The 12211-nt window shown below is 65.8% G+C and carries 12 protein-coding genes and 2 tRNA genes; 8 read left to right on the plus strand and 6 right to left on the minus strand.

Annotation, left to right across the window (positions count from 1 at the left end; all coding sequences use genetic code 11):
* Window positions 1-83 precede the first annotated feature (83 nt).
* From GTV32_RS06625 to GTV32_RS06645, 6 genes are all read left to right on the plus strand, one after another.
* Window positions 84-156, plus strand: a tRNA-His gene (locus GTV32_RS06625).
* 88 nt (window positions 157-244) lie between these two features.
* Window positions 245-1321 carry a low specificity L-threonine aldolase gene (locus GTV32_RS06630; protein WP_161059454.1) on the plus strand — a complete coding sequence of 359 codons (1077 nt, stop codon included), beginning with the start codon at window positions 245-247 and terminating at the stop codon, window positions 1319-1321.
* Window positions 1322-1390: 69 nt separating this feature from the next.
* Window positions 1391-1552, plus strand: coding sequence for a hypothetical protein (locus GTV32_RS23120; RefSeq protein ID WP_190268129.1), 162 nt, complete (start codon window positions 1391-1393; stop codon window positions 1550-1552).
* A 280-nt stretch (window positions 1553-1832) separates the two neighbouring features.
* Window positions 1833-3296 (plus strand): FAD-dependent oxidoreductase, encoded by a 1464-nt coding sequence (locus tag GTV32_RS06635; RefSeq protein WP_161059455.1) that lies wholly within the window; start codon window positions 1833-1835, stop codon window positions 3294-3296.
* Between the two features lie 23 nt (window positions 3297-3319).
* Window positions 3320-3940 carry a TetR/AcrR family transcriptional regulator gene (locus GTV32_RS06640; RefSeq protein ID WP_202421667.1) on the plus strand — a complete coding sequence of 207 codons (621 nt, stop codon included), beginning with the start codon at window positions 3320-3322 and terminating at the stop codon, window positions 3938-3940.
* Between the two features lie 49 nt (window positions 3941-3989).
* Window positions 3990-6035: a neutral/alkaline ceramidase gene (locus GTV32_RS06645; protein WP_161059457.1), complete on the plus strand. Its 2046-nt coding sequence runs from the start codon at window positions 3990-3992 to the stop codon at window positions 6033-6035.
* A 17-nt stretch (window positions 6036-6052) separates the two neighbouring features.
* On the opposite strand, the gene GTV32_RS06650 is transcribed toward GTV32_RS06645, so the two are convergent.
* The 5 genes from GTV32_RS06650 to GTV32_RS06670 form a co-directional block, all read right to left on the minus strand.
* Complete coding sequence (locus tag GTV32_RS06650) at window positions 6053-7195, minus strand: acyl-CoA dehydrogenase family protein (RefSeq protein ID WP_161059458.1); 1143 nt, start codon at window positions 7193-7195, stop codon at window positions 6053-6055.
* A gap of 129 nt (window positions 7196-7324) precedes the next feature.
* Window positions 7325-8539 carry an Ig-like domain-containing protein gene (locus GTV32_RS06655; protein ID WP_161059459.1) on the minus strand — a complete coding sequence of 405 codons (1215 nt, stop codon included), beginning with the start codon at window positions 8537-8539 and terminating at the stop codon, window positions 7325-7327.
* 198 nt (window positions 8540-8737) lie between these two features.
* Window positions 8738-8810, minus strand: a tRNA-Lys gene (locus tag GTV32_RS06660).
* A gap of 82 nt (window positions 8811-8892) precedes the next feature.
* Window positions 8893-10053 (minus strand): Ig-like domain-containing protein, encoded by a 1161-nt coding sequence (locus tag GTV32_RS06665; RefSeq protein WP_237421728.1) that lies wholly within the window; start codon window positions 10051-10053, stop codon window positions 8893-8895.
* Between the two features lie 56 nt (window positions 10054-10109).
* Complete coding sequence (locus GTV32_RS06670; RefSeq protein ID WP_161059460.1) at window positions 10110-10331, minus strand: DUF3618 domain-containing protein; 222 nt, start codon at window positions 10329-10331, stop codon at window positions 10110-10112.
* Window positions 10332-10562: 231 nt separating this feature from the next.
* Here GTV32_RS06670 and bcp point away from each other — a divergent pair, with 231 nt between their 5' ends.
* Both bcp and GTV32_RS06680 read left to right on the plus strand, forming a co-directional pair.
* Window positions 10563-11036 (plus strand): thioredoxin-dependent thiol peroxidase, encoded by a 474-nt coding sequence (bcp, locus tag GTV32_RS06675; protein WP_161059461.1) that lies wholly within the window; start codon window positions 10563-10565, stop codon window positions 11034-11036.
* A 21-nt stretch (window positions 11037-11057) separates the two neighbouring features.
* Window positions 11058-11690, plus strand: a complete 633-nt coding sequence (locus GTV32_RS06680; protein ID WP_161059462.1) for a TetR family transcriptional regulator — start codon at window positions 11058-11060, stop codon at window positions 11688-11690.
* A 112-nt stretch (window positions 11691-11802) separates the two neighbouring features.
* Here GTV32_RS06680 and GTV32_RS06685 read toward each other — a convergent pair whose 3' ends face one another.
* Entirely contained in the window at window positions 11803-12195 is a 393-nt protein-coding gene (locus GTV32_RS06685) for a holo-ACP synthase (protein WP_161059463.1), read from the minus strand.
* Window positions 12196-12211: the final 16 nt, after the last annotated feature.

Below are 12211 nucleotides of genomic sequence, written 5' to 3' on the forward strand. Positions count from 1 at the left end.
TTGGAGTTCGGGCGGCCCGACCGGCTAGAGTATGACCTTGGCTCTGGGACCCGGTGAGCGATCCTGGGTGACGGACGCCGATGGTGGATGTAGTTCAGTTGGTAGAGCACCAGGTTGTGATCCTGGCTGTCGCGGGTTCGAGTCCCGTCATCCACCCCGAGAGACAACGCCCCGCCTGCATCGCAGGCGGGGCGTTGTTCGTCGGTGGGCCAGAGGCCGTGTCGGGCCCACCTACACTGTGCTCATGCCTGAATCGGACGCCACGCTCATCGGCCACCCGGTCGATCGGATGTTCGCCAGCGACAACGGGGTCGGTGCCTCGGCCGAGATCGTCGAGGCGGTCGCGCGCGCGGCCGCAGGCGGCCACCTCGCGTACGGTCAGGACGTCTTCACCGCCGAAGCCCGGCGCAAGGTCGCCGAGGTCTTCGAACACGCGGCGACCGTGCACTGCGTCTCGACGGGGTCCGCGGCGAATGGATTGGCCCTGGCGACCCTCCTCGATCCCTGGGGGTCGGTTCTCTGTCACCGTGGGAGCCACGTCTTCTACGACGAGTGCGGCGCGCCGGAGTTCTTCACCGCGGGCGGCAAGCTGATACCCCTCGACGGGCCGGACGGCAAGATCGATCCCGACGAACTGAGCCGAGCCGTGCGCGCGGGCGCCGGCAGCATCCACAGCGCGCAGCCACAGGTCGTCAGCATCACGCAGGCCACCGAGAGCGGGTCCCTCCACGGTCTCGACGAGATCCGCGCCCTCACGACGATCGCCCACGACGCCGGCCTCCGGGTCCACATGGACGGCGCCCGGTTCGCGAATGCCCTTGTCGCGCTGGATGTCAGCCCCGCCGAGATGTCTTGGCGCGCAGGTGTCGACATGCTCTCCTTCGGCGTCACGAAGAACGGTGGCCTCACCACCGACGCTGTGGTGTGCTTCGATCCCGCGTTCGAGACCGAACTGGGGTACCGCGTCAAACGGGCAGGTCAGCTCACCTCGAAGATGCGTTTTCAGTCTGCTCAACTCGACGCGTACCTCACCGACGACCTCTGGTTGCGCAATGCCCGCCACGCCAACGCGATGGCCGAGCACCTCGTCGCCGGCCTACGCGCGACACCGGACGTGCACGTCCGCGGCAACGGCGGGGCGAACATCGTGTTCTGCCACCTGCCCGATGCCGTCGCCGACGCGCTCGTCCGCGACGGCTTCGTCTTCCATCACGGCCATCCCGAACCCGGAGTGGCCCGCCTCGTCACATCGCACGCGACGACGCGGGATGCGGTCGATGCACTGCTGGCGGCCATCAACCAGGCTCTCGACGCCGCCTGAGAGCCATCGTGGCGATCCAGCGGACGCCGCGACGCAGACTGTTCACCTCCATCCCGTAGCATCCCGCCCATGCTCGAGGATCTGAACAAGGCCGCCAAGAAGGTGGGTCTGCACGTGGCCGCCGCGAAAAAGGATGGCAAGTACTCCATCCGAAAGACGAAGAACGCCAAGCTCGTGGCGAAGAACGTCGACGCCGACGAGGCGGCCAAGATCATCAAGAAGTACAAGTAGGCGCCGACCCGCCGGCAGGGTCACGCCGACCGACCTCACAGTCGCCCCATCTCCGACGATCAAACCCCCGACAGCGGGTGCGGATCGCCGAAGGTGGGGTGTTTTCGTCGACCGTCGCCGCAGTGATCCGCGACGCGTCCGAGGGCAGTGGAGACGAACAGCACAGCAACCTGTTACCCTGCCGTTACTTCAGGTCAAATGACCTAAACAGCGGTTGCCTAGCGTTGCGTCGTACCACGGTGGCGGACTCCAGTAGTCCCTGGTCAGGATGGAAGCCTTCATGAGCCAAGAGATCTCCCGTCGCATCTTTCTCGGCGGCGCCCTCGCAACCGCGGGCGCGGCCACACTCGGTGCGGGTCGCGCGGCCGCAGCTCCGGGCGACACCGTCGACGTGATCGTCGTCGGCGGCGGGCTGTCCGGGCTGTCGGCGGCGAAGACACTGCGCGAGTCCGGCGCATCTGTGATCGTGCTCGAGGCGCGTGACCGCGCGGGTGGCCGGGTGCACAACATCACCACTCCGAAGCGGGGCGCGACACTCGACGCGGGAGCCGAATTCATCGGACCGACGCAGAATCACATCGCCGCCCTCGCGCGCGAGTACGACGTGCGGACGATCCGCACCTACAACCAGGGCGACAGCATCTTCTGGAACACTAACCGCGCAACGCGAATGCCGGCGGCGCTGCCACTACCGGCCGAGTTCTCCACGCTCGAGGCACTTCCCGCGCTCGCCCGCGCCCAGGCCGAGGCGCTCCTCCCCTTCCCTGTCGGCGAAGCCTGGAAGCATCCGAATGCCCGCCACCTGGATTCGATCACGTGGAAGCAGTACACCGATTCGGTCACCACGGACCCGACGGCCCGCATGCTGACGAGCATCGCCATGTCGGCACCGCTCTCGGTGCGCCCCGACGAGGTATCCGCCCTCTACTACATCAACTACATCGCGGCATCCGGTGACGAGAAGAACCCCGGCACGCTCATCCGCCTGCTCAGCACGGACGGCGGCGCGCAGGAGAGTCTCTTCGAGGGCGGCGCGGCGCTGATCCCGTTGCGCATGGCACGCGCGCTGGGAGCGCGTGTCGTGTACAACGCACCGGTGCGTTCCATCGACCACACGGGCGGGATCGCCTCGGTCCGCAGCGATGCCGGGACATTCCGCGCACGAAAGGTGGTCGTCGCGATGTCGCCCGCGATCACCGGTCAGATCAGGTACCGTCCCGGGTTGCCCGCTGCGCGCGTCGCGCTCAGCCGGGGTTATCACATGGGTGCGGTGAGCAAGTTCGCCGCGCTCTACCGGCGGCCGTTCTGGCGGGACAAAGGATTGTCCGGCCAGGTGATCGGCAACGGACGGCCGATCGACGTGACCTTCGAGAGCTACGCCGAAGACCGTCACATCCTGATGGGATTCATCTCCGCCGACGCCATGCGCCGACTCGATCATGCGCCCGAGAGCCAGATCGTCCGTGAGTGCATCGACAACTTCGTCGACTTCTTCGGTCCCGAGGCTCGCGACTTCATCGACCACGGCGTCTTCAAGTGGGATCTCGAGGAATGGTCGCGGGGCGGCCCGGTGGCCGTCAGCGCCCCGGGTACGTTGACCAGATATGGTCCGGCACTGCGCGAACCGGTCGGCCCCATTCACTGGGCCGGCACCGAGACCGCGGACTACTGGACCGGGTACATGGACGGCGCGGTGAGATCGGGCGAGCGCGCCGCACGCGAAGTACTCGCCGCTCTTCGCTGACGCCGGGGCACACCATGGCCAGGATGTCCGTCGAGAAGCGCCGCGAGTTGTTGCTCGACGCGGCTTTCCGGGTGATCGCCCGCGACGGCGTCGACGGTGCCACCACCCGCGCCATCTGCGGTGCGGCACAGATGACTCTCTCGACCTTCCATTACGTCTTCGACTCTCGCGACGACCTGCTGGCCGATCTCGTGCAGCGCGGGACCGACATCGAACTGTCTGTGATCGTCGAAGCGTTGACCTCCGCATCCTCGGATGACATCGAAGGATTCGACGGTATCCGGATCATGTTGCGGGAAAGCCTGTTCGGGTACATAGACGGACTGATCGACGATCCGGACCGCGAGCAGGCGATGATCTCGCTCAACCAGTACGCGAGGCAGACCGCCGGACTGGCACGGCTCGGCACCGACATGTACCACCGCTATTACGAGGCCATCGCGTACGGCCTGCGCAGGGGCGCCGAGCAGGCCGGGGTCGACTGGGACCGTCCGACCGACGAACTCGCTCCGCTCGTGGTGGCTGCCACGGACGGGATCACCCTGGCCTACCTCAACACCCGCGATCGTGAAGTCTGCGAACGCATCGCCGACGCGACTGTGACGTTGTTGCTCGGTCACGTGACCCGAACAGGCTCGAACTGATCAACGCCGGCGCGCCGATCGCGACGCGCCATCGACAGGGGGACAGATCATGGATGTCACACGCAGGCAACTCCTCGCCGGAGCCGCGGCCACTGCTGTCGGGGGTATCGCACTCACCGGCAATCCCGCTGCGGAGGCCGCGCCGACCGCGTCGTCGACTGCGGATGGGAGCTCCGATCTCCTCGTCGGCTGCGGCATCGCCGACATGACGGGAGCGATTGCCGGCCAGGGCATGATGGGCTACTCCGACGCCGACCAGGTGGCGTCCGGGCTGCTCCAGCGGTGCTGGGCCCGCGCGTACATCGTCGTCGATCGCGGCACCGGTGAGCGCGTGGTGTTCGTCACCGCCGACATCGCCTGTCTCTTCGAGTCGCACCACATGGGCCTGATGCCCCTGCTCCGCAAGACATTCGGTTCCCTCTACACAGAGCGCAACGTCAACCTCAACGCCACCCACTCACACGCATCCTGCGGCGGGACGGCCTGGGATTTCGCGTATTCCCTTGCGGCGTACGGTTTCAAGAAGAACTCCTACGACGCCGAGCTGAACGGGATCCACAAGGCCATCGTGGCGGCCCACAAAGATCTCGCACCCGGCACGCTCTCGATAGGCCGCGGGGAACTGCACGACGCGAGCCGCAACCGATCGAGGGTCGCGTTCGACCTGAACCCCGGCTCCGAACGGAAACACTTCCCCGAGGCGATCGACCCCGCGGTGACCGTGCTGCGGTTCCGGCGAGGCGGCAGCGATGTCGGCGCCATCACGTGGTTCTCCACCCACGGCACATCGCTCACGGATCGAAACCGGCTGATCGCCGGCGACAACAAGGGCTACGCCAGCTATCGCTGGGAGAGTGCCCAGCCCGGCTTCGTCGCAGCGTTCCCGCAGACCAACAGCGGGGACATGACACCCAATCTCAACCTGGCGAAGACGCATCCGGGCGGTCCGACCGCCGACAACAAGCGGAGTTGCGAGATGATCGGCGAGCGCCAATACATCGCCGGCCGTACCGCCTTCGACAGTGCGCGGCCGATGACCCGCGGTGGTGTCGACTCCATCGTGCGCTACGTCGACATGTCCGCGGTGCAGATCGACGGCGCCTACACACCCGAAGGCAAGCCCGCCGCGACGACGCCGGCGATGATGGGTGCCGCCGCCGCGGCGACGAGTACGGAGGACAACTGGAAATCCCAGCTGCCGTTCCTGAAAGAGGGTATGACCAACCCGCTGGTGTCGGCGTTCGGCGGTGACAGGCGACCACCGGTCTCCCCATGGATCCGGGACCTGCAGGCGCCCAAGCTCATCCTGTTCCCACTCGGGATCATGCCGCCGGCCCCGTGGATACCGCAGGTCGTCCCACTGCAGATCCTCCGCATCGGTGAGCTCGTCCTCGTCGCGGTCCCTGCCGAGGTGACCATCGTGGCCGGCCTGCGACTCCGGACCGTCGTCGCCGACGCGCTGCGGATCGACCGCGACAACGTTCTGGTGCAGGGCTATTCGAATTCCTACACGCAATACGTCACCACTCCCGAAGAGTATGACGCACAGCAGTACGAGGGTGGTGAGACGCAGTATGGGCGGTGGACCCTCTCGGCGTACATGCAGGAGTTCCACACGCTCGCGGCCGCAATGGCATCGGGCACCTCGCTCGGCCGAGGTCCCGCGCCGCTGAACAAGTCAGGCTTCCAGCCCGACCTCCAGCCGCCGGTGCCACCCGACCGTCCGGTGTCGGGCCACGTATACGGAGAACTGCTGACGCAGCCCGCCGGTCGATACCGTCCCGGCCAGGTGGCGGTCGCCGAATTCGTCGGTGCCCATCCGAACAACAAGCTGCGAACCGGTGGAACGTATCTCGAGGTGCAACGACGAGACGGCACGTCCTGGACCACCGTCGCCACCGACAACGACTGGGAGACCGAGCTCCATTGGCGTCGACCGCCCGATCAGAATCAGGCGTCGGTGATCCGCATCGAGTGGACCATCCCGCCGGGCACGTCCGGCCGTCACCGCATCCGGTACCTCGGAGACCGCCGGGCTGCCAACGGATCCACGCGTTCGTTCCGCGGCACCTCGAAGGACTTCACCGTCGCCTGATCGACGATCTGCGACGCTCAGAGGGATCGCGCGATGATCTCCTTCATGATCTCGTTCGTCCCCGCATAGATCTTCTGCACTCGGTTGTCGGCCCACATCCGCGCGATCGGGTATTCGTTCATGTAGCCGTATCCGCCGAACAACTGCAGACACTCGTCGGCCACGACCATCGCACGATCGCTGGTCCACCACTTCGCCATCGCCACCGTCGGGATGTCCAGCTTGCCGTCGAGGTGCTTGGTGATGCAGTCGTCCACGAACACCCGGGCGATCCTGGTCTCGGTGGCGGCCTCGGCGAGTTTGAACTTGGTGTTCTGGAACCCGAAGATCGGCCGGCCGAACGCGGTGCGGTCCTTGGTGTATTCGATGGTCTGGGCGACCGCGCTCTCCATGCCGGCGACCGAAGCCACGGCGATGATGAGTCGCTCCTGCGGCAGCTGTTGCATCAGCTGGATGAATCCCTGTCCTTCGTCCTGGCCCAACAGGTTCGAGGTCGGTACGCGAACACCGTCGAAGAAGAGTTCCGAGGTGTCCTGACCGCGCTGGCCGACCTTGTCGAGGACCCGACCGCGGCGGAAGCCCTGACGGTCGCCCTCGACGAGGATGAGCGAGATGCCCTTTGCTCCCTCGCCGACATCGGTCTTCGCCACGACGATGATCAGATCGGCCTGGCTGCCGTTGGTGATGAAGGTCTTCGACCCGTCGATCACGTACTCGTCGCCCTGCTGGATGGCCTTGGTCTTCACGTTCTGCAGATCCGAACCGGTCCCCGGCTCGGTCATCGCGATCGCGCCCACCACTTCCCCGCCGGCCATCTTGGGGAGCCAGGTCCTCTTCTGCTCCTCGGACCCATACGCGAGCAGGTAGTGCGCGACGATTCCGTTGTGCAGACTGGCACCCCACGACGAATCGGCAACGCGCGCCTGCTCTTCGATCAGCACCGCCTCGTGGGCGAAGGTGCCGCCACCTCCGCCGTACTCCTCCGGGATGGACATGCAGAGGAGGCCGAGGTCGCCGGCCTTGTTCCACAGGTCGCGGTCGACGTGATGCTGCTCGATGAACTTCTCGATGTTCGGCTTGATCTCCTTCTCGCAGAAGCTGCGAGCAAGGTCACGGAGCGCAGTGAGATCGTCGTTTTCCCAGGAGGAGCGTTCGGCCATGTCGGGCACACCTTTTGTCGTCGGACACAACTGTCATCAGCGATCGTAACAGTGACCGTTGGCAACGTTGGAACGACGACACCGCGACGCGTTCCGGCACGTGAGAAGACGTCGCGAGACGACCGTCGGTCAGGCGTTGCCCTTCGACCACACGGCCCACGGGATGTTCCAGTCCCCCAGTCCGTCGGTACCCGACAGGACCGCACCGTCGGTGTTCTTCACGACCACCGGGTCCCCACGCAACGTGTTGTTCATGACCCAGAGGGCGTTGTCGGGGCTGAGATTGAGGCAGCCATGGCTGGTGTTGGTGTTCCCCTGCGCCCACACCGACCACGGCGCGGAGTGGAAGAAGATGCCGCTGTAGGACATCCGGGTCGCGTAGTCGACCGGTGTCCGATAACCGTCGGCGGAGGTCACCGGCACGCCGTAGGTCGACGAGTCCATGATGATGTGGTCGTGCTTGTCCGACACGAGGTACACCCCGTTGTCGGTCTCCGCCCCCGGCTTGCCCATCGAGGTCGGCATGGTGCGGACCACCTTGCCGTCGCGGGCAAAGCTGACCTGTTTGGTGTTGTCGTCGGCGGTGATGATCATCGATCGTCCCACCTGGAAGTTGGTCCGCACGTTCTCCTGGCCGAACAACCCGTCGCCGAGGTCGATGCCATAGGTGTTGACCGCGACGTCGACCTTTGTTCCGGTCTTCCACCAATGCTGTGGCCGCCAGCGGACCTCGGAGTCGCTGATCCAGTAGAAGGCGCCGGCGGTCGGCGGATCGGTGGTGATCTTGATGGCGTTCTGGGCCGCCTTGCGATCCGGGATGGGCTCGTCGAACTTGACCGCGACCGGTTGTCCGACACCGACCGTCTCCCGCGGGGATGGGGTCAGGTATGCCTGTGTGAGATTGTTCGGTGCTCGGGTGGTGAAGGAGACACGCTTGGTGCTCTTGCCGCCGATACCGACCGCGTCGGCTTGCAGCGTGTAGGTCCGGTTGTAGCCGAGCGGCTCCGCACTGGTCCACGTGGTGCCGTCGTCGGACAGTTCACCCTTGATCGGTGACCCGTCGGCCTTGTCGATCCGAACGGCCGTGATGGCGCCCTCGCGGGCGGCGACGGTGATCGGTGCACCTGGCTGGATCCCGACCGCTTGGTCGGCCAGCGGACGATTACCCCACTCGGAGACCTCCACACCCGGCTTGAGCATGTCGTCGATCAGGTTGGAACTCCCGACATCCGAGGAATACGTCGGGTCCTGTGAGCACGACGAGACCATCGCGACGACCGCGATGAGGACGCCGATGAGTGCGAGCGGTGAACGACGCCCCATCCGGGTACGACTGATCCCCATGATCCTCCAACCTTGTAACCACCACGACGATCACACCGCTCGCGTCGACGATGACGCGTCCCCGACCCGCGGTTGGTGACAAGTGTACGAGACGACCTGCGACCGGTTTGCCCGAGTCGGCCCCTCGGATGAACCGAGGGTGTTACACGCGACACAAAAGACGCCCCGCGATGTGCGGGGCGTCTCTCGTGTGTGTTGTGCGCCATCAGGGACTCGAACCCCGAACCCGCTGATTAAGAGTCAGCTGCTCTGCCAATTGAGCTAATGGCGCTTGCCGGTGCGAAAAGGAACCTTACATGTCGTGGCGACAGAAGTGAAATCGCCCCCGCGACGGCTCCTCCGCACCGGGCCGATCAGGCGTTGCCCTTCTTCCAGACCGACCACGGGATGTTCCAGTCCCCGAGCCCGTCGTCGCCCGGAAGCGTCGGACCGACAGTGTTTTTCGCGATCACGATGTCACCGCGCAACGCATGGTTGAGGAACCATTCCGCGTTCTCCGGACTGACGTTCAGACACCCGTTGCTCACGTCGTCGACGCCTTGGTCGCCGAGTGACCACGGCGCGGAATGGACGTAGATGCCGCTGAACGAGATTCGCGTCGCGTCGTAGACCGTCTCCTTGTAGCCCTCCGGCGAGTTCACCGGGACACCGTAGGTCGAGGAGTCCATGACCACGCTGGGCTCTCGCTCGGCGACGATATAGGTCCCGTTGTTGGTGGGCGTGGAATCCTTGCCGAGCGAGGTCGGCATGGTCTTGACCACCTTGCCGTTCACCGACACCGTGAGCTGTTTGGTCTTGTCGTCGGCGACGGCGATGAAACTGCGGCCGACCTTGAAGTTGGACACCAGATTGTTCTCGCCGAACACACCGTCGCCGAGGTCGATTCCCTTGATGTCGGCTGCCACGTGCACCTTGGTGCCGGGCTTCCAGAAGTGTTCGGGCCGCCAGCGCACCATGCTGTCGTTGAGCCAGTAGAACGCGCCCTCCACCGGCGGGTCCGTGGTGACCTTGATGGCGTTCTCCGCGTTGTGTTTGTCGGCGACCGGGGTGTCGAAGTTGATCACCACGGGCTGACCCACGCCGACGGTCTCGCCGTCGGCGGTCACGGTGGACGCGTCGGCAAGCGAATCAGCCGAGGCGGTGGTGAAGCCGATCTTCCGTGCGCCGGCGCCGTCGACGCCTCGAGCGGCGGCGGTCAGCGAGTAGTCGGCGCCGAAGTCGAGGGCGCCGGTGGAGACCCAACGCGATCCGTCCGACGATGTCTTCCCCGGCACCGGACCGTCGGGCCCGGACACCACGACCGACGACAGGTTGCCGTCGTGGGCGGTGACGGTGATCGGCGCGCCGGGCATCACACCGACGGCCTTGTCGTTCATGGGTTGGTCGTGCCAGCCGGTCACCGAGATGGTCGGCTGCGCCACGGAATCGAGACTCTGGGCGTCGGTGATGACATCGGGATAGCTCGATGCCGTCGAGCAACCCGCCAGTGCGACGACGGCGAGCGTGGCCACCAAGGCCGCCCCCGCGCCACGACGATGCGCCCGGCCTGCGCCGGGCAGACGAACGTGGGTCACTGCGCGATCTTCCGAACCAACACGACGACGACCACCACCCCGACCCCGGCCAGCGTGTACTTCACCGCGGGCTTCGAGAGCGTGGCCATCACCTTCTTCTTGGCATCGTCGGCCAGTCGCTGCGGATTCGCGCGGTCGGCCAGCGAATCGAGGGTCTTGGCCAGGTCCTCGCGCGCCTGTGCGATCTCCTGCTCGATACGTTCGGTATCCCCGGCCACGTGGTTCCTCCCATACGTGTTTGACAGCGTCATCTGAACGGTTGACGGCAGCATCCCGGTCGCCGCCCGACGCCTGAGTTTCGACCTCTCGAGACTACGGCATCGGCGGTCTCACCAGGCATCTGCGCCGACGACCGGCACAGGACAAGGCATGCGCGGAATCGAACGATCCCGACATTCCGCGCGTCCACGCCGCATCCGGGCGACAAGGGCATCGACTAACCTGGCGGTATGCCAGCGACACCGAGGTTGTCCGTCGGAGACCGAGCCCCCGCCTTCACCCTTCCCGATGCGCAGGACACGCCGGTGTCCTTGTCCGATTACGCCGGGCGAAAGGTGATCGTCTACTTCTACCCAGCGGCGTCGACCCCGGGTTGCACCAAACAGGCGTGTGATTTTCGCGACAACCTGAAGGATCTCGACGACGCCGGCATCGCGGTGTTGGGGATCTCGCCCGACAAGCCTGCCAAACTGGCGAAGTTCGTGGAGGCCGAGGGCCTCACGTTTCCGCTGTTGTCAGATCCGGACAAGGAAGTCCTCACCGCCTGGGGCGCCTTCGGCGAGAAGAAGATGTACGGGAAGACGGTGACAGGCGTGATCCGCTCGACTTTTCTCGTCGACGAAGACGCGAAGATCGAGGTGGCCCAGTACAACGTCCGCGCCACCGGGCACGTCGCCAAGCTGCGGCGCGATATCGCCGTGTGAGTCCGGCTTCGAGGAGCGACGATGTCCGCATCACTCGCCGAGCCGCTGGTCCCACGAAAGCGGCCGACGCAGGAACGTAGCAAGAAGAAGTTCTCCGCGATGCTCGGCGCCGCCCGCGACCTGCTCATCGAGGTCGGGTTCGAATCGCTGACATGCGAGGAGATCGCGTCGCGGGCCGAGGTGCCGATCGGCACGCTCTACCAGTACTTCGCCAACAAGTACGTCATCGTCTGCGAACTCGACCGACAGGACACCGTCGACGTCCGGGAGGAACTGGCGGCGTTCTCGTCGGAGATCCCATCGCTCGAATGGCCGCACCTACTCGAGAGGTTCCTCGACCACCTCGCCGCGCTCTGGCGCGACGACCCGTCGCGGCGCGCCGTCTGGCTGGCCGTCCAGTCCACACCGGCGACGCGGGCGACCGCCTCCCGCAACGAGCGCGTACTCGCCGATCAGGTGGCGCACATCCTCGCCCCGCTCACGCCGACCCAGCGTGGCCGGCGGGAGATGATGTCGCAGGTGCTGGTGCACACCGCCTACTCGCTGCTGAGCTTCTCGGTACAGGACGGTCACGATCACGAAGAGACGGTCGCGGAGCTCAAACGGATGCTCGCCGGCTACCTCCTCCTCGAGGAGACGACCGCCGAGGGATGAGCTGCGCACGCTCGGTGCAAACCGTGCACGATCGACGAGTTCGGGTGACCCTCGCCGATCGAATAGCCCCCGATCGAGTAGCGGGCGAGCGTGGCGAGCCTACGTATCGAGATCAGACACCTTCGAGGATGGCGACCGCCGCGGCGGTGTCCCCGTCGTGGGTGAGCGAGATGTGCAGCCGGGTGTCCTTGAGCAGCTCGCCGATCTCGCCGCCGAGACGGATCGCGGGGCGGCCCCAATTGTCGGTGACCACCTCGATGTCGCTGTGACGGATCAGCGGCAGCAACGGCGAACGCGAGAACCGGCTCACCGACCACGCTTTCACCACGGCCTCCTTGGCGGCCCAGCGTGCGGCGAGATGGCGTGCCTCGTCGCCGGTGCCCGTCGCCGCGTCACGGCGTTCGCGGACCGTGAACCGGTCCGCGAACGTCGTGCCGGGCTGCTTCAACTGCTCACCGAACTCCGGGATCGACACGATGTCGATACCCACACCGAGAACGCTCATCGCCGCATCCGACTCG

It is taken from the genome of Gordonia sp. SID5947 (assembly GCF_009862785.1).
Lineage (GTDB): Bacteria > Actinomycetota > Actinomycetes > Mycobacteriales > Mycobacteriaceae > Gordonia.